This window comes from Wolbachia endosymbiont (group A) of Crataerina pallida, assembly GCF_964028475.1.
Classification (GTDB): Bacteria; Pseudomonadota; Alphaproteobacteria; order Rickettsiales; family Anaplasmataceae; genus Wolbachia; species Wolbachia pipientis.
In genome coordinates this window covers 1-18975 of the sequence record NZ_OZ034785.1, presented here as the reverse complement: position 1 = coordinate 18975, position 18975 = coordinate 1, and the positions used below count along the sequence as shown (strand labels likewise).

12 protein-coding genes and 1 tRNA gene are annotated in these 18975 nt (G+C 34.4%); 4 read left to right on the top strand and 9 right to left on the bottom strand.

Annotation, left to right across the window (positions count from 1 at the left end):
- Positions 1-6: 6 nt before the first annotated feature.
- Positions 7-585, top strand: a complete 579-nt coding sequence (gene plsY, locus ABWU55_RS00065) for a glycerol-3-phosphate 1-O-acyltransferase PlsY (protein WP_010963004.1) — start codon at positions 7-9, stop codon at positions 583-585.
- Here the strand turns inward: plsY and ABWU55_RS00060 are convergent.
- The 3 genes from ABWU55_RS00060 to ABWU55_RS00050 form a co-directional block, all read right to left on the bottom strand.
- Positions 576-2453 carry a hypothetical protein gene (locus ABWU55_RS00060; protein WP_353286326.1) on the bottom strand — a complete coding sequence of 626 codons (1878 nt, stop codon included), beginning with the start codon at positions 2451-2453 and terminating at the stop codon, positions 576-578. The two genes, plsY and ABWU55_RS00060, sit on opposite strands and share 10 nt — an antisense overlap.
- 52 nt (positions 2454-2505) lie before the next feature.
- Positions 2506-3417: a cation diffusion facilitator family transporter gene (locus ABWU55_RS00055; RefSeq protein WP_083250476.1), complete on the bottom strand. Its 912-nt coding sequence runs from the start codon at positions 3415-3417 to the stop codon at positions 2506-2508.
- Between the two features lie 11 nt (positions 3418-3428).
- Positions 3429-3501: transfer RNA gene (locus ABWU55_RS00050), tRNA-Val, on the bottom strand.
- A gap of 250 nt (positions 3502-3751) precedes the next feature.
- On the opposite strand from ABWU55_RS00050, the gene ABWU55_RS00045 reads away from it, so the two are divergent.
- Positions 3752-7129 carry a peptidase M2 gene (locus tag ABWU55_RS00045; RefSeq protein ID WP_353286325.1) on the top strand — a complete coding sequence of 1126 codons (3378 nt, stop codon included), beginning with the start codon at positions 3752-3754 and terminating at the stop codon, positions 7127-7129.
- 686 nt (positions 7130-7815) lie between these two features.
- A complete protein-coding gene (locus ABWU55_RS00040) occupies positions 7816-9402 on the top strand; it encodes a collagen-like protein (RefSeq protein ID WP_353286324.1) in 1587 nt (528 codons plus the stop codon).
- A 1079-nt stretch (positions 9403-10481) separates the two neighbouring features.
- Here the strand turns inward: ABWU55_RS00040 and glyA are convergent.
- The 4 genes from glyA to ABWU55_RS00020 all read right to left on the bottom strand — a co-directional run bounded on the left by glyA (position 10482) and on the right by ABWU55_RS00020 (position 15675).
- Positions 10482-11759 carry a serine hydroxymethyltransferase gene (gene glyA, locus ABWU55_RS00035; RefSeq protein ID WP_010962995.1) on the bottom strand — a complete coding sequence of 426 codons (1278 nt, stop codon included), beginning with the start codon at positions 11757-11759 and terminating at the stop codon, positions 10482-10484.
- Positions 11760-11799: 40 nt separating this feature from the next.
- Entirely contained in the window at positions 11800-13020 is a 1221-nt protein-coding gene (locus tag ABWU55_RS00030) for an MFS transporter (RefSeq protein ID WP_010081954.1), read from the bottom strand.
- 135 nt (positions 13021-13155) lie between these two features.
- Entirely contained in the window at positions 13156-14385 is a 1230-nt protein-coding gene (locus tag ABWU55_RS00025) for an MFS transporter (RefSeq protein WP_010962993.1), read from the bottom strand.
- A 75-nt stretch (positions 14386-14460) separates the two neighbouring features.
- Positions 14461-15675: an MFS transporter gene (locus tag ABWU55_RS00020; RefSeq protein ID WP_174515889.1), complete on the bottom strand. Its 1215-nt coding sequence runs from the start codon at positions 15673-15675 to the stop codon at positions 14461-14463.
- Positions 15676-16163: 488 nt separating this feature from the next.
- Between ABWU55_RS00020 and ABWU55_RS00015 the strand changes: the two genes are divergently transcribed.
- Positions 16164-16652: a hypothetical protein gene (locus tag ABWU55_RS00015; RefSeq protein WP_006280043.1), complete on the top strand. Its 489-nt coding sequence runs from the start codon at positions 16164-16166 to the stop codon at positions 16650-16652.
- Positions 16653-16697: 45 nt separating this feature from the next.
- Here ABWU55_RS00015 and ABWU55_RS00010 read toward each other — a convergent pair whose 3' ends face one another.
- Positions 16698-17891 carry a pyridoxal phosphate-dependent aminotransferase gene (locus ABWU55_RS00010; RefSeq protein WP_353286323.1) on the bottom strand — a complete coding sequence of 398 codons (1194 nt, stop codon included), beginning with the start codon at positions 17889-17891 and terminating at the stop codon, positions 16698-16700.
- A gap of 68 nt (positions 17892-17959) precedes the next feature.
- Entirely contained in the window at positions 17960-18955 is a 996-nt protein-coding gene (gene hemE / locus ABWU55_RS00005; protein WP_410529762.1) for a uroporphyrinogen decarboxylase, read from the bottom strand.
- Positions 18956-18975: the final 20 nt, after the last annotated feature.

Genomic DNA, 18975 nt, shown 5'->3' with positions numbered 1-18975 from the left:
GGTATAATGGAAAAGTATGTAGTCCTTATACTGTCCTACATACTCGGTTCAATACCGTTTAGCTTAATCATTACAAGAATAAAAGGGATAAACTTAAGAGAAGTAGGTTCAGGAAACATTGGTGCTACAAACGTTGCAAGGACGGGAAATAAATTTCTTGCTGCTTTGGCATTATTTCTGGATTCCTTTAAGGGATTTATTGCCGTTTATATAGCACAACAATTTTGTGATAATAACGATTTTTATATATATGTATCTGCAATTTTAGCAGTTTTAGGACACATGTTTCCTATTTGGCTAAAATTCAGTGGAGGAAAGGGCGTTGCAACCACTCTAGGGATACTGATAGCATTTAACATCGATATTACTTTAGTATTCGTAATAATTTGGATAATAGTCTTTCTTGCCTTTAGATACTCTTCCCTTGCTTCACTCAGTGCTACTTCAACGGCTGTAGCATGGTCCTTTTTTTTTCAGAGGAATTTGTTCTTAACATTACTAATTATAGGAGCACTGGTCTTCCTAAAACACCACAGAAATATTGTGAATCTTCTGCAAGGTAAAGAGTATAAATTTTATAGATAATGTACTGCCAAATTATTGACACTTAAACTACGAGACAAATTGCTTGACGGTATGATTTTGTCCTCTTTGTTTAAGTCTATGATTTTTGCTTTTGTTATATTCTCTACTTCTTGAGGTGTTAAAAGACCATCTTCAATGAATTCCTTTTTTGTTTCTCTTATTTTTTCATAAAGTTGAGTAACGTGATCTTTATTTCCTTCATATACACTTTCAATTTCTAACTCTAGCTTATGTGAAGCTCCTTTTTTTAACATTTCATCCATTGCTGCTTTTGTTACTTTTAACCTTTCTTGCAAAATTTTCTTTATTTTTTCCTTATCATTTTCGTTATTTTTACTGAGTTCTACATATACCCTATAACATCTTTTTTCTCTTGGGAGCATTCTTAACCCATCTAACATGCTAATTATCTGACCTTCAATAGTCTTCTCAGCCTTTAATTTAAATTCTGCTACTTCTTCTTCTATTATCTTATTAGCTATTCTCTTAGCTCCATCCAAAGATGAATCCTTGAGAGAAAAATCTGTCTCGAGTAGATCTCGATTTAATAGCTCTAAGAATACTTTTTTTCCGATGTTTTCGAGTAAACTTTCTTGGTCATCTAAATCATGCTCCTGCAGTTTATTTCTCATGTGCTGAACCAGCTCACAACATTGTAATTTATTTAACTTTATAGAGCTAATATTTTTCATTAACGTCAGCACAATTTGTTCACTATATTGAGAAGTAATACTCAATAATTTTCTCATTAAAGGAATACTTACTTCTGAAATAAAATCATCAACTATTTTTTGACTTTCATCGTCTTCATAACCATTTTGAACGTCATACCAAGCCTTAAGAATTTCTTTATTGTTTTTCTTGTTTTTTAACCTGTCTAACATAAACTCACGTGCTTTATTTTGTGCTTCTGAGAGCAACATTTCCCTTGGGGGAGTAAATCTAATTTCTGGATCAGGATGAATACCCCCTAGCGTGCTTAACATTCTATAGATAATACCGGTGAAGCAAGTGTTAGGAATTCGCTCTTTTCTAGAGAAAGTTTGGCTATCAATTAAATTAGAAATCAATGCATCCTTTTTACTCTTAACGGCTTCTCCGTCTCCATCATTGCAAGCCCTTAAAACTAAAAGCAGAACCTGCCCACCTGTAAAGCCGGAGCTATGCTTTTGATCATCTTTGCAAAAGTCATCTAAAAATGCAATTACTCTTCCTTTATCCTCATCACTAAACTCATATGAATTGTTTATATATCCAATGAATTGAATATATTCATCATTTTTGATTACGTCTTCAGGTACTTGTTCACTATACTTACCTTTTAATTTATCAATATTTTTAATGATATCATCATTTAATTGATGGGGCAGTAAATGTTCAAGCTTAACATCAAAACTATTAACCATACCACGTAAATTCTCTTTTATACCTTCCAAAAAGAAATTTATAGAAGCTTTAAGCAGCGTAAATGGGTTAAAATCTTTTGGCCTTAGTTCACTCTGCAATAAAATTAATAGCATTGTAAGTGGTATAGTTCCCAGTAACGAAATAAGCAAGAAAGTGGTAGTGAAAGTTAGATATGTTATGAAAGCAGAAAACAAGAGGAAGGCTGCTACCTTGATTGTATTGTTTTTAAAAAATATTTCCCAATATTCCCTTTTGCTCATTTTTTGCTGTTTTGCCGTTTTTATTTCTTTGTAGATATAAAGAGTTTTAATTTCAGACCTGAAGAACATAGTACCAAAAGAAAAAAGAACATTAACAGGATTAGTGATAATGCTTAACGAGACAAAAGCTCCAAAGTAGCTAACAAATTTTAGCTTACTAGAATCCTTTGAAGGAAATTGTATTTGAGAAATACCTATCATAGCTTACCTTCAACATCATTACACTCTAGTAATAGCATAATAATTTAAAACGTCAATGTTTAAGTATCTTATTATCCGCACACTCATCGTATTCGATCTCGACTGTAGAGTGTGCTATCTCGAACTTATCTAGCAATATTTTTTTTATTTCATATAAAACATTGGTGTGCTGCACATTTTGCTTTATTTTAGCATGCATGGTAATTATAAAATAATTATCAGACAGCGACCATGTATGTATGTGGTGCACATCTATCACTTCAGGTAATTCTGATGTGATCTTACTTTTTATCTCTTCAGCAGATATACCCTCAGGCGTACCTTCAAGGAGTATATGGCAAGAATTTTTGAGAATTTTATAGCCGCTATTTAGAATTATCACACTAACAAATACTGATAAGATTGGATCTACTATTTGCCATCCAGTAAGCATGATAATTATAGATGCAAGTATAGCAGCTACAGAACCTAAAATATCTCCTATAACGTGTAGTACAGCACTTTTTATGTTTATATTGCTCTCGCATTTACTATGTAATATAAAAAAGACTATTATGTTAGAGACAAGACCGAGTGTAGCAATTATTAACATTACTTTCCACTCAACATTGACTGGAAAAATAAACCTCTTTATTGACTCAATTATAATGATTACTGCAATGAGGAATAGAGTTAAACCATTAACAAATGCTGCAATTATCTGCAACCGATGATATCCGTATGATCTCTGCAAATCGGATTTCTTAGCTGAAAACCTATGTGCTAACCAGCTTAAAACCAAGGCAAAGAGGTCAGTGAGCATATGCCCTGCATCTGATAATAGAGCAAGCGAATGTGAAATTATTCCACCTACTATTTCCATAAACATTGTTATCGCAACTATTATTATGGAATAGATTAAGCGCTTGGACTGCGCTGCTGAGTGTTTACCGTTATGCACTGCTGTCATATAAAATCTTTTCATAAACAAAAACGTGGGTAACACTGGGTTCGAACCAGCGACCGCTTGCACGTCAAGCAAGTGCTCTACCAACTGAGCTAATTACCCATCGTGGTTTTAGTATAGTGCTTTGGTGGAATGAAAGTCAATAAACCACTTTGCTTTTGTCCTTGTCCAATGTGATTCCGGAATATAGCTGTATAGAATTTCAGCCATATTCTAAATTTTACATATTAAGTTAACTATCTATACTTTATTTATTAAGATATAAATTATATTAATACAGGGATTTACGTTTTTTTTAGGGAAATTACTTTATGCTTGATATTGAAAGATCAGCAAATTAGAGGTTAAAATTATGACAATTAGTCAACAAGTAAATAAAAATATAACTAAAGCAGAATATTTCAACAATAACGGCAAAGGGTTTAATTCGCCACATGTTATAGAAGTTGAAGATTTAAATATTAAAGTAGAGGTTTATTCTCACAATTTAAGAGCAAGTAAAGTTGCTAACATTGAAAGTGAGATAAGAGAAACAGCTACTAATTTTAAAAACGCATTCGAGTTAGAACGCGGCAGTTCAGAACAAACATTTAAAATTTACATGTTTGATGACAAGGATGATTACACTCACCTTGGCGGAAGCGAGCGTTTCGGTTCTTACCTTGGAGACGAAGGTGGTAAATGTTACTACAAAGGGAAAGCTGACGTTTTTGCTGAAATGTACGTCTACCAGCAAGGTGGCATTCATAACCTTCAGCATGAATTTGCACATGGTTTAACTTACTTGGCTACAGGAGGCAAATCTTTACCTACAGTATTAATGGAAGGAATTGCAGACTACTTTGAGCATCATTCAGATCATAAATTCAATTCTCAAGGATCAAGTATCGACAAAACTGAAGCTGCAAATTTGGATTTAGATAAAATTTTAAGTTTAGAATACTCAAAGGACAGCGAAGCAAATAGCTTGGTTTATAAAACAGGTCATGCGTTGATAATGTACTTACAGGAAAAAGATCCTAGTTTATTAAGAGACTACCTAGATGCTTTACGTCAAGGTAACTCAGATGAGTCAAAAAGTTTCTTGAAAGACATAAAAGGACACGATACTGACTTCAAAAGTTGGCTTGCTGAGAATGATACAGAAACTGCAATGGAACATCTCAACGCTTTGCAAGTTACAAAAGGAGATTTCATAGCAATTGGTCAAGAAATAGTGGGTGGAGAAATTAAAAACGTATCCTACTATAAAGCAAATATAGAAAAAATGGATGGAGAAAACGTTGGAAGTTTTTCTCCTGTAGAACACGTTGCATTTTATGATGTTGCTCGTGCTATAAATAGGGCAACAAATGATACACTTGATATATCAAAGGAATATCATTTCCTCAAGGTAGTAAAAACTTCCGATGGACAGGATAAACTAACTTACTCTGACCAACAAGGTAATGAGTACCGAAACAGTCTAGAGTATAAAAATCAGGCTTTTAGAATGCTATCAAAGTATGATGAAAATTTAAAGAAAGCTTATGATGATGCATTAAAAAATCTGGATGAGCAGAGGCAAATGGAATATCCCAAGATAAATAAAGAATATAGCGAAGGGAAGATTTCTTACGAAGAGTATTCAGACAAATATTATTCAATTCCCTCCAAATATGAGGAATTAAAAAGTACCTTACTTGATAAAACCATAAACACTGGCTTAGAACAAGTAAAAGCGACTAAGAACATCGACGTAGAAAAGATGTTAGGAGAGATGATCAACATCGATTCAAACTTGATAAGAGGTACAAATCATATTGATCTACAAGAAGGTAAGATTTTTTCTATGCAAGCTCATGGTCAAGGAGATATGGGTGCACTGTCTATATATGACGGAAATACAAAGCTTGGAGAATTATTGAGCGAATCAGGATTTTTTAAGCAAGTTGAAGGCCAAACTAAAGAAACTTTCGTTTTTGAGGATATATTGCACAACTTAAATGTTTCATACGAAGGCGGTGCTTACATGGCAGTTACAAAAGAAAATGGTCATTATAAAGCTTCCCTAATAGATGGCAGAACAGTTGAACGCGATGAATACTTTGATGAAGCGCATTTACATGAAAATGAATTGTTGCATCCTAGCACTGGACACATCCAAAAAGATTTAGATTCTCTGCTTCTTAGAGGTACCAAAATTTTGAATCATCAGGATTCAGAACATGCACAATATTCTGATGAGCAAAAGGCAAATGGAGTAATCGTGGAAAAAGGAAAATTACTGGATAATAAGGGAACAGATAGGACAGACGATGATGTATATGAAGCTGTCGTAAAGCAAGGAGACGAGCGCTTACATGAATTTAAAAATATGGGCTTTTATATTACCGAGAAAGGTGATCTATTTATTCATGACCATGGAGCAAACGTAAGGTTTCAACTACCACAAAGTATTACTCACCTAAAATTAGTGGAAAAAGATGGAGCATATAAGCTTGTTCCGGTGACGAAAGATGGGAATGAACATCCAGTAGGTATGCCAAATATATCAGACGAATATAGATATATAGATCCAATATTTGCACATGAATATGAAAAGAGAGATTATTCCCATAAACATGTAAATGTGGGCCTTATAAACTTAGAGAAATATGGCTCTGGCAAACTTTTTGCTATAAAGTACGACCCAAATGATTACCACATACAAAGAAACTCTAGCGGTGAAATAGTTAGAATAAAAGATCAAACATATTTCACTAAAGTAAAATTGTTTGATGGCGACGAAGAAATTGGAATGTTATCTAATAACTTCCATAACTTCAAAGGTAAAATATTCTTTTCTGCTGACTACAACTACAGTTATAACGATTTCCTAGCATCTGTTTCTCCTCAAGTTGAAATTGAGGATATGGGAAATGGAAGTAAAAAAATAACTTTCGATCAAGGTAGTGGTGATATCGGTGATACTAATAGAGGCTACACGGACTATCAGAGAATATATACAAAAACCGAAAGTCCAAAAGGGCAAGTAAGTGAAACTAAGACAGAAGTTCATAGTACTACTAATGTTGTTGCACAAGCTGCTGAAGAGAAAACTGCATCAAACGACAATAGTGAAATGCAGTCTGATCAGCCACAAATTCCAACAAGGGCAAAAAGGTCAGCTTCAGTGGAGGAGAAAGAGCAAGAACAGGTAGTATTAAAAGACACAATTCTCAAAATAGAAAAGAGCTACGAGCAGGACTCAGAAGGGAAGCATAAGGCAAATGTAACGATAAATTATAATGATGTGAAAGCCTTGTATGATAGAGCGGAAGGAGCAGAAAAGCAATCTGTGTTAGATTTTTGGAACAAACTGCACACATCAGATTATAAGGTTGGTGCTTTGCCGGAAGACAAATACTATTTTGAAAAAGGCAAATTCGTAATCCACGATAGTGGCACAAAGAAGCTTATAGTGTTACCTGAAGATAAGGTGTCCATCAAGATAATGAAGGATGGTGATAGTTATAGTTTAGCTATATCAAGTGGTAATGGCAAAGTAATAAACAGCATTAGTAAAATAGATAATCCAAATTACGAATTGCTGTCAGATTCAAGTCATTTCAATTCAGGGGAGCAAGATAATATTGTATTATCAGATCAACATCACGAATATAATCTTTATCTAGAGAATGGTTTTGTGAAAATGTTCGATTGCGCAAGCGATCACATTTATCACGACCACAACTCGGCCTATATCTAATACATACAAGGAGGGCAGTGCCCTCTTCTTGTCATTCCAGTGTCAAGCACTGCCGTCTTGGATGGAAACCAGCGTCACGCCCTGGAATGACAGGGTTTGTCATCCGAGTAGCCCCTTCGGTGTCATCCCAGTGCCCAGACACTGGGATGGCTTTGTTGCATCGCTACTTATGAAAGGCTAACTATAATTAGGATTATAAGCAACCTATTGAAAATCTTGTTTTTTTGCAATCAATCTGATCAAATTTAAGAATAGTAATTTATTATTTATATTAATAAATTTAATTCTATTGAAAATAGCTAAAGCATTGAAATTCTTGAATTTTAGCCGGATTAGTGAGTGGTAGTGAAATTTCTTTTACTCAAATTTAGGTATTCACTGACCGTTCTTGTTATAAATACCAGAATAATAAGCTACTGATATTCTCCACCTTTTTTATCTTTAATCCATCATAGCTAGCGATGCAACAAAGCCCACTGGGATCCAGAAAACTTAACTTTAAATAAGTGGCTGCATAATAAAGGCTGGATTCCAGACTGGAATGACATCATCTGCTACACACTTGAATGACAAGAGAAGAATTCTGAAACAACAAGTTTCAAGGAAATCTTATGTAAAATCTAACATTAACGAAAATTATACTATTTTCATGCATGCTATGGTTTTTGTAATTAATGGAGGGTGATATGGCGTTGAGTGAAAAATTGAGTACAATAGATACAATAGAAAACCTTGCAACTAACAAAAATTTTTTAGGAAAATTGATAGTGGAACTCAATAAAGGTGCTAATGATAAAGGTATATATACTAAAAAAGGTGTGGATGATGAGTTGAGAAAGAAAGCTAATACTGCAGATGTTTACACTAAAAGAAATGTAAATGATGAGTTGGCAAAAAAAGCTGACAAGAATTACGTCGATGCTGAGCTAGGAGAGAAAGCTGGTGCAGCTGATCTAGCCAACAAAGCTAATACTGCAGATGTTTACACTAAAACTGATGCAGACACTGCTTTTGTCAAAGCTACAGAGCTTAAAACAAAAGCTGCAGCGAAAGATGTCGTGGATGCTATAATTGCTTCTACTGATTTTACCGATAAAGTATACACTAAAAATGATGCAGATACTGCGTTTGTTAAAACTGCAGATCTTGCAACAAAAGTTGCAAAAAAAGCTGTTGTGGATGCTTTAATACCAGAATTAGCAAAAGGTGATGATGATAATGGTATCTATACTAAAAAAGGTGTTGATGACACGTTTCTTAAAACTGCAGATCTTGGAACAAAAGTTGCAGAAAAAGCTGTTGTGGATGCTTTAATACCAGAATTAGCAAAAGGTGCTGATGATAATGGTATCTATACCAAAAAAGGTGTTGATGATGCATTTGTTAAAACTTTAGGACTTACAGATACGCTAAAAACAGAAGTAGTAAAACAGCCTGTTGTGGATGCTTTAATACCAGAATTAGCAAAAGGTGATGATGATAATGGTATCTATACTAAAAAAGGTGTTGATGACACGTTTCTTAAAACTGCAGATCTTGGAACAAAAGTTGCAGAAAAAGCTGTTGTGGATGCTTTAATACCAGAATTAGCAAAAGGTGCTGATGATAATGGTATCTATACCAAAAAAGGTGTTGATGATGCATTTGTTAAAACTTTAGGACTTACAGATACGCTAAAAACAGAAGTAGTAAAACAGCCTGTTGTGGATGCTATAACTGCTTCTCCTGATTTTACAAATAAGGTATATATTAAAGCTGCTCCAGCCGATGAAGTTTACACTAAAACTGCTGCAGAGACTGCTTTTGTTAAAGCTACAGAGCTTAAAACAAAAGCTGCAGCGAAAGATGTCGTGAATGCTATATTTGATGCAAAAGACGGCGACAAATCAATTTTAGTGGATAAATTAGGAGGATTTCTTGATGCTACTGACACAGCGTATGGTGACAAAAATGATCAAACAGCAAAGGTGTTCTTAGGAGGCAAAGGGCTAAAAGGGGAGACAGGAGCCACTGGTCCTAAAGGAGCAGATGGTAAAGATGGAGCTCAAGGCCCACAAGGAGAGAAAGGGGAGAAAGGGGAGAAAGGGGAGACAGGAGCAGATGGTAAAAGTCCAACAGCTGCTGAAATAGCTACTGAGAAAGCCTTACAAGAGCATGTAACAAAGATAAGCATACAAAGTCCAGAATTTAAAAGAGCTGTGCAAGAGGAAATGTCACAACCGTATTTTGAGCCTCCAACAAGTGATGATGCTGCACTTAATTGGACTTGGTAATACAGCTTAGATCCAAGTAGTCACGCTACTTGGATGACGTCATATGGTCCTCTGATGACGGAAAAAGGACTCGGATAACACCCTACAATGTCATTCCAGCGCGTGACGCTGGAATGGCTTTGTTGCATCGCTACTTATGAAAGGCTAACTATAGTTAGAATTATAAGCAACCTATTGAAAATCTTGTTTTTTTGCAATCAATCTGATCAAATTTAAGAATAGTAATTTATTATTTATATTAATAAATTTAATTCTATTGAAAATAGCTAAAGCATTGAAATTCTTGAATTTTAGCCAGATTAGTGAGTGGTAGTGAAATTTCTTTTACTCAAATTTAGGTATTCACTGACCGTTCTTATTATAAATACCAGAATAATAAGCTACTGATATTCTCCATCTTTTTTATCTTTAATCCATCATAGCTAGCGATGCAACAAAGCCCGCTGGAATCCAGCCTTTTCATAATCATTAAAATGTTGTATTTTAACATAAAACGGCTACTTTTATGCTTACTAACTTAATAAAATTCCTGGATCCCAGTGTCTGGGCACTGGGATGACACCCTACTAGCAGAAGTTACTCTCAAATGTTTGTTCATGTTAGCTACAAACATTAAGAAATTTACCAAACGAAAAAAAGGCAAAAGAAGCCCCAGTCATTGTCTATTTTCAGTATTGGCGTTTTTTAAGTCTTAAACACTGCAATTTAGCTGCTTTTAAATGCAACTCATCTTAGTTTAAATGTTTAAGAAATTTACTAAGCAGAAAAAAAGGCAAAAGAAATCCCGTATTAGCTAGTTGTCACTCTCTAATCCTGCAAATTGGCGTGCTATACTGTCTTAAACGCTTTATAAGCGCGTTTCAGCTTATATAGGTAAAAACCCAGAAATGTTGTGAAGACGTAGGGTGCGCATAGTGCAAAAAATTAAAAATAAGACGCCAATTACGTAATACTGTTGTCGTTTAATCTGCACAGATTGAAGATAAATGAATACCTTCAGTTTCATGATAAGAGGGCTGGCGAAGGGTGTCAAGTAAGTTTTTTCGTTTCTACCAGCTACTTGGATGACACCACATAAATTAATAAATAGGAAAATTACTACAAATCCTTTCAACTTTAGCTTTTACTGCTTTTTCGACACTTGAGCTATTTCCGCTGATTAATCCTTGAATTACTTCATTTATTAGACCAGCTATCTCTTTAAAATTTTCTGCCTCAAGTCCGCGTGTTGTCTCAGCAGCGGTGCCAAAACGGAGCCCTGAAGTGATGGTCGGCTTTGCTGTATCAAATGGTACAGAGTTTTTATTACAGGTAATACCGGCTCTCTCAAGGCTATCTACAACGTCTTTTCCAGTTAATTTCTGCGATCTTAAGTCAACTAGCACTATATGAGAGTCAGTGCCACCGGTTATAATGTCAAGTCCATGCTTTTGCAATTCTTGAGCCAGCACTTTCGCATTTTCCACGACTTTCTTGCTATAAGTCTTAAACTCTGGTGCTAATGCTTCTTTAAATGCAACAGCTTTTGCAGCTATCACATGCATAAGTGGCCCGCCCTGCAATCCTGGAAAAACTGCGGATTGAATTTTTTTGTGTAATGCTTCATCATTGGTCATCACTATTCCACCACGAGGACCACGCAAAGTTTTGTGAGTCGTGGAAGTCATAACATGTGCATATTCAGCAGGGGATGGATATTCGCCCGCTGCAATAAGCCCTGCATAGTGAGCAATGTCTGCAAGCAAATAAGCACCAACTTTATCTGCAATCTCGCGAAAGCGTTTGAAGTCCATTTTTCTTGGATAAGCAGAAGCACCAGCTATGATCAATTTCGGTTTATGCTCCAGCGCCAGCTTTTCTATCTCATCCATATTGAGCAGATAAGTGTCTTTATTCACTGTATATTGAATTGACTTAAACCATTTACCAGAAAGGCTTGGTGCCGCACCATGAGTTAGGTGCCCACCGCAACTCAGTGATAATCCAAGTATTGTATCGCCTGGAGTAAGCAGTGAAGCAAATACCGCCTGGTTTGCCTGAGAACCAGAATGAGGTTGAACGTTTGCAAATTTAACACCAAACAACTTACAAAGTCTTTCTATAGCCAGACTTTCAATTTTGTCCACATGCTCACAACCACAGTAATATCTTTTACCTGGATAACCTTCTGCGTATTTATTAGTCAGAAAAGAGCCTTGTGCCTCCATTACCGCTTTGCTTGCAAAATTTTCTGATGCAATTAATTGCAATTGTGATTTTTGGCGTTGTAATTCTTTTTCTATAGACTGATAAACCTCGTTATCAAAAGACTTTAAACTATTTTTAGAGCCACAGATTTTTTTTAAAACACTCATCATAGATCAAACCTCGCTTTAATTTTAAGATGCACAAGCAATTTTAAGACTGCTTATCCTGCTTTTTTAACCATAAGAGCCCAAAAACAGCTATCAGCAAACATACAGGAATAATAGATGTTGCTTTTATCAGCAATTCAGCACTATACACAGGATTTCCTTGTATCACTGTCCTATCCCAACACAAATCTATTATTTTTGCGATCCCAGTGTGAAAAAAATAGCCAAAAACCATGACTATCATATTTGACACAGCTGTAGTTAATCCTATTAAGTTATTATTTACATAACTTAATGCTTTGTACAGTGTTACTATTTGATATCCAGAAGCGAAACCTATAACAAGAAGTGCAGGCAATACAATATACAATCCGCCAGCCTGTGTAAAAAGTAAAAGGAAACTAGCAATCATTGCAAAGGAACAGACAATAATAACTTCATAATGTCTATTTGGATATTTTTCTAATATGTGAGCAAAAGAGAGCAATCCAGCTGCAAATCCTACATATATAACAGAAGAAATTGAAGACGCTAGATCACCGGCCATTTGATATACCTCACATAAAAAAGCTTTTGTCCAAGCATCAGCAAAACCTTCTAGTGGACCTACCATTAAGCCACCAAAAAAACTAATTAGAATGATATATTTATTGAAAAGCACAGTTTTTAGATCCTTCATGCTAATTTTTTCTTTTCGAAAGTCGTAAGCATTGTAAGGAATAACTAAAAATAAAGATAAAGCGAGTAAGAAACCAAACCCTGAAAGAATATAAATTACGTAATTCCAACCAAACTCATCAAGCAAAAGTTCTATTGGTAGACCACCATATATTGCCCCTAATAGCCCTATAATAACAGATATGCTTGCCATTTTTGCTGATTTTTCTCGCGGAAAATACATACTGGCAACTTTAAATACTCCTATTACTGACGCAGACGAGCCAATCCCAACAATTATTCTACCTAATACTGAATAATACCACTCATCAAAGCACACAAGAGGTAATGTTCCAATAGATACCAAGACAGCACAAATAGGTAAAACAATTTTTGGACCGAATCTATCAAAACAAAGACCAACAGGGATATGAACTAGTGTAAATCCCACATAGTAGAGACCATTAAATTGCCCTAAATCTGCAATGCTTATATTAAATTTTGTTATTAATACAGGCGCAATTATGTTTGGCATGACACGTAACACATACTGGTATGCATAGAAAAGAGATACTATCAACCATACAAAAAAATTACTTTTCGACATACCTACCACCTAATAAAACCCAATTACAATTAAAACAAAAATATCAAAGTAAAATAAAGTATTATATTTCATAATAACAAGAGCCTTAAATTAGTACATCTAACGATTTTATCATACGAGCCTTCGATAAATTATCTACTTATTACAATCAACTTCTCTAAAATCTTTATTTTTTAACCATAAGAGCCCAAAAACAGCCACCAGCAAACATACAGGAATAACTGATGTTGCTTTTATCAGCAATTCAGCACCATACACAGGATTTCCTTGTATTATTGTTCTATCCCAACACAAATCTACTATTTTTGCGATCCCAGTGTGAAAAAAATAGCCAAAAACCATAACTATCATGTTTGACACAGCTGTAGCCAGGCCTACTAAGTTATTATTTACATAACTTATCGCTTTGTAAATGGTAACCACCTGATATCCAGATGTGAAGCCAATAATAAAAAGCGTAGGTAATACAACATACAAGCCACCAATCTGAGTAAAAAGCAAAAGAAAACTAGCGATCATTGCAAATGAGCATGCAATTATTACTTCATAATGCTTATTTTTATATTTTTCCAATAAATAAGCCAAAGAGAATGATCCTGTTAACATTCCTATCAATATTACGGAAGAGAGAGAAGATGCCAAGTCTTCATTCATTTTATATACTTCAAAAAAGAATGCTTTCACCCAACCATCGGCAAAACCTTGCATTGGACCGACCATGAGTCCACCAAAAAAGCTAATTAGAATAATATGCTTGTTGAAAAGTATGTTTTTTAAGTCTCTAATGCTAACTTTTTCCTGTTGAGCATTGCTTTCAGGCGTTACTAAGAACAGCAACAGAGCAAGTAAACACCCAAATGCTGAGAATGTATAGATAACATAATTCCAGCCAAATTTATCGAGTAAGAAGTCTAAAGGTAACCCGCCACATATCCCTCCCAAAATTCCTATAATTATAGATAAGCTGGCCATTCTTGCTGATTTTTCTTGCGCAAAATACATGCTTGCAACTTTAAAGATTCCAATTGCCGAAGCGGATGACCCAATTCCCACAATTATTCTTCCAATTATTGAATAACTCCACTCATCAAAGCATATAAGCGGTAGTGTTCCGGTAAATGTCAAAACGGTACAAGCAGGTAAAACAAACTTTGGTCCAAATCTATCAAGGAAAAGACCAATAGGTATATGAGCTAGCGTATAGCCTACATAGTATAACCCACCAAACTGGCCAACATCTGCAATACTTATGTTAAATTTTGTTATTAATTCAGGCGCAATTATGTTTGGAATTACGCGTAATATATATTGGTATGCATAAAACAGTGACGTCAACAACCAGATTAAAAAATTCCTCTGCAACATGAATCTCAGCTAAAATTTAGGATTATAGATACTTTAGTTATAAAAAACAATACTATATTAATCATCTAAATCTGCTTAGCTCTTTTTACAGCTTATAACTTTAAGTAACCAAAAGCCTATCATTCCTATTAGTAGGCATATAGGTATTATTAACATAGACTTAACCATTACATCAGTTCCATAAAATGGCTTTCCATCGATAATTTCACCGTTCCAATAAAAATTCATTATATTTGCAATAATGACGTGAAAAAAATAACCAAAACTCATAACTATGGAATTACCTACAGATCCTGCACTTGCTACTGCTTCGTTTTTTACACAACTTACAACTTTAGCAGTAAAAACAATTTGGTATGCAGAAGCAAGACCAATAATGAATAGTAATATACATGCCAGGAGTTCACTAATATTGCATATAAAAAGTAATAAGAACACAATTATCATGGCCATAGCACAAGAAATTATTATTTCATAGTGCTTGGTTGGATTTTTTGCTAATATGTAAGGAAGTAATAAATGCCCAAAGCCAAAGCCTATTAGTATCCATTTTGAAATGCTATATGCAATGTGTCTATCTATAGCGTACATCTCATGCAAGAATGTTGCGGACCACGCATCTGCAAAGCCTTCTAATGGTCCAACCATAAAACCGCCAAACAAACCTATCAATAAAATATCTTTATTAAATATAACTTTGCTTAAATTTTTAATATTTAATTCTTCGTCTGAGGTGCCAACTTTAGGTATAGATATAAAGGTAGTTAAAGCAAGCAATAATCCAAGCATTATACACACAGTAAATAAATAATCCCACCCAAACTTATCAAGTAAGACATGTAATGGTTTGGTGGCAAATACACCACCTGAAATGCCAATAATAACCGATATGCTGAACATCATGGCAAATTTTTCTCTATGGTAATAGATTCTTATTATTTTAAAGAGTCCAAGTACTGAAGCAGAGGATCCAATACCAGTAATTATTCTTCCAATAATAGAATAACTCCAATCATTAGAACTGACTAAAGGTAAAGCACCTAAAGATGTTAATGCAATACAAATCGGTATAACAACTTTAGAACCAAATCTATCTAAAAGAATACCTACAGGAATATGTGCTAACACATAACCTACATAATACAGTCCACAAAATTGTCCTATTTCTGTTGTTCCTATATTAAACCTTACTACCAATTCAGGAATTATAATATTTGGAATTACGCGTAATATATATTGGTATGCATAAAACAGTGACGCCAACAACCAGATTAAAAAATTCCTCTGCAATACTTTACCCCAAAGCTAGCATTATAGATACTCTGTTTATAGAAAACAATATTTTTATGAATACTTATTTTAATTTACCGGAATTTTATACAGTTGAACTCATAGCCAACATAAGTAGTTTATGCATTAACTAAATTTTACAGGTTCAAGTTTGGATGATGGAAAAAGTTCACTTTTTCTATTTTTAAAAGAGACCTTTTATTTTACTTATAATTTTTTCTACCATATCTACAACTGGCTCATGAATAAGGTATATGAAAAAAATTACACCACAAATGATAAGTATATTTATGATTTTACCCTTATTCATCTTTATCTTGAGCTTCACTTTTGTTACAAGATCCATTTTATTTATGTTTTTATTTCATGCTGACAATTATATCTTAAATACCATAATTTTCAGTAAAATTTGACTTCAGAAGTATTCTATTAATTCAATATTAACCTTTTTATGTGTAAAATAGTTAATATAATATTAAAGCAGGCTGATGAATATAAGCACGATAGATAATACGCTGCAAAATTACATAACAAAATACATTGAACAAACATTCGCTACACACGTGCTAGGCAATAGATACGACAAATTGTATAGGAAACTTCTAAGTGGTATAGAAGAGATAATAAAGCTTGCTGTAAATGAAGCAAAACACTACGATGAAAATTTAGAAGATCTATATAACGATTCAAGATTTAATAAGAAATTTATTCAAGCTGTTGCTAAACATCAGGTGTCGGAATTTTTAAATACTTATCCGAAAAGAAAAGAAATTGTTGCAGAATTTTACAATGAACATCACATTAACGAAAGTGATTTAAAGACTCTGGAAAAGGGGAAAGATTTAGTAAATAAAATAAATAACATTAACTTACTGCAACAAAATGAAAAAAATGAGGAATTCAATATTAGAAAGACACTTGCTCAATCAATAAAAATGCCTTCCATAGAAAAACACAAGTTAGAACATTCAAAATAACCTTGGCGAAGTATGGCAAAATATACAACTTATGGATAGTCTATTTCATTTTAACTCCTGGCACGCTTTAGTAATACTATCACATCCAATTTCTAATTGTTCCTGAGAGGTTGCATAAGAAATTCTGATAAAATTTTCTAGACCAAATGCAATTCCTGGAACCACAGCAACCAAATGATCTCCCAGTAAGTATTCAGTAAAATCTAAATCATTATTTATTATCTTACCACTTTTTGTGCTTTTACTGAGCAATCCTTCACATGAGACAAATAAATAAAACGCACCTTGTGGAACAGACGCTGATAATCCCGGGGCAGAATTTAGCTCTTTCACCATAAAATCTCTACGACTCTTAAAAATCCTTGTTCTTTCTTTCAAAAAACTATGATCACCGTTTAATGCTGCTGCTGCTGCTGCTTGTGCTATCGAATTTGGATTAGAAGTGCTTTGAGACTGCAGCGTAGAGATAGCTTTTACCACATCACTTCTACCTGCAATATACCCTATTCTCCAGCCTGTCATTGCATAGGCTTTTGATACTCCATTGACTACAAAAACTCTATCATAAAGCTTCGGCTCAACCTGAGCGATAGTAAAAAACTTTTCGTCGTATATTATATGCTCATAAATACCATCTGTAACGACATTCATATGTGGATATTCAAGCAATATTTGTGCTATGTCTTTCAATTCATCACATGTGTACACAGCTCCTGCAGGGTTGTTCGGTGAGTTAAGAATTAACCATTTAGTTTTTTTAGTTATCCTGCTTTTTAATAATTCCGCTGTCAGTTTAAAATTTTGTTTGCATTCTACTACAACTGGCAAGCCGCCAAAAAGACTTACCATATCAACATATGAAACCCAATAAGGAGCTGGAATAATAACTTCATCTCCAGAGTTAATTGTTGCCATGAACAAATTGAATAACACCTGCTTAGCACCTGTACCAACACAGATTTGGTTAAGCGTGTACTCGAGGTTATTATCCTTTCTTAACTTATTAATTATTGCTTCTTTCAGCTCACGCGTTCCATCAACAGCAGTATATTTAGTCTTACCTTCACTTATTGCTTGAATAGCTGCTTTTTTTATATGATCTGGAGTATCAAAATCCGGTTCTCCTGCAGCTAAAACACAGATCTTTTTTCCTTCATTTTTCAACTTATTTGCCTTATCAGTTACAGCAATCGTAGGTGATGGTTTTATTAGGGACATTCTTTTTGCAAGGTCTGACATATCTTACTGAAGCTAAATTCAAATGATAAACCCCGTACAACAAAAAAGCTAGAATTTTGTGTATTGTATTAGTAGCTTTTTACCAGGTTTACCAATGCAGCAATATTTTCAACTGGAGTATCAGGGAGTACTCCATGTCCGAGATTAAATATGAAGGGTAAATCTCTAAAGCAATCTATTATACGTTTTGCTTCTTTGATTGCTTCCGTTTTATTATAGGCTAAAAGATTAGGATCAAGGTTTCCTTGTAGAGGGATGTTTAGATTCGCTTTCGCCCATTTTATTGGAACATTATAATCTATACTTACTGCAGATACACCTGTTTGTTCGCAGTAATCTTTATAAAGATTTCCAGCAGACCTTGGAAAACCTATTATTGGAAAATCAGAAAATCTATCCTTTATTGCCAAGATAATTCTCTTTGTTGGTTCGATAACATATTCTTTAAACAATGGTTCCGATAACGCACCAGCATTACTGTCAAATAGCTGAATAACATCTGCTCCAAATTCTATCTGTTTAATTAGATAAATAATCGTTACTTCCGTTATTCGTTCAATTATTTCCTTCAAACACGAAGGATAAAAATTTAATACTTTGGAAAAAGTTTTGCTGCTCCTACCTTCTATGATGTATGAGGCTACTGTCCATGGTCCACCAGCAAATCCTATGAGAGATTTTTCTTTTGGTAATTGGCTTCTGACTTTTTTTATAGCGTTTAGAATTGGTAAGGTTTTAGTTTCAATTTCTTGTGGACCCTTCAATTCCTTAGGACTTTCCACGGGTTTTATTATTGGACCTACACCGCGTACGAAATTCACGTCACAACCCAAAACATCAGCTATTATTAAAATGTCTGAAAAAATTATCGCCGCATCCATGTCAAATCTTGTCACCGGCTGTAACGTCAATTCTGTCACTAAATCTGTGTTGTAGCATATCTCCATAAAATTATTCATATTTTCTACTGCTTTGCGGTACTCAGGAAGAGACCTGCCAGCCTGACGCATTAGCCAGATAGGCACTCTTCCACCCGGCTCATTTCTCTTAATAATTTTCGCTATTGTTGTTTTGCCGCTTTCCA

What these genes read in the sequence shown, in the direction of transcription:
- ABWU55_RS00045 (WP_353286325.1), top strand. Translation starts at nt 3,752, where the DNA reads ATGACAATTAGTCAACAAGTAAATAAAAATATAACTAAAGCAGAATAT.
- ABWU55_RS00055 (WP_083250476.1), bottom strand. Translation starts at nt 3,417, where the DNA reads ATGAAAAGATTTTATATGACAGCAGTGCATAACGGTAAACACTCAGCA.
- ABWU55_RS00040 (WP_353286324.1), top strand. Translation starts at nt 7,816, where the DNA reads ATGGCGTTGAGTGAAAAATTGAGTACAATAGATACAATAGAAAACCTT.
- glyA (WP_010962995.1), bottom strand. Translation starts at nt 11,759, where the DNA reads ATGATGAGTGTTTTAAAAAAAATCTGTGGCTCTAAAAATAGTTTAAAG.
- ABWU55_RS00015 (WP_006280043.1), top strand. Translation starts at nt 16,164, where the DNA reads ATGAATATAAGCACGATAGATAATACGCTGCAAAATTACATAACAAAA.
- ABWU55_RS00010 (WP_353286323.1), bottom strand. Translation starts at nt 17,891, where the DNA reads ATGTCAGACCTTGCAAAAAGAATGTCCCTAATAAAACCATCACCTACG.
- ABWU55_RS00025 (WP_010962993.1), bottom strand. Translation starts at nt 14,385, where the DNA reads ATGTTGCAGAGGAATTTTTTAATCTGGTTGTTGACGTCACTGTTTTAT.
- ABWU55_RS00030 (WP_010081954.1), bottom strand. Translation starts at nt 13,020, where the DNA reads ATGTCGAAAAGTAATTTTTTTGTATGGTTGATAGTATCTCTTTTCTAT.
- plsY (WP_010963004.1), top strand. Translation starts at nt 7, where the DNA reads ATGGAAAAGTATGTAGTCCTTATACTGTCCTACATACTCGGTTCAATA.
- ABWU55_RS00060 (WP_353286326.1), bottom strand. Translation starts at nt 2,453, where the DNA reads ATGATAGGTATTTCTCAAATACAATTTCCTTCAAAGGATTCTAGTAAG.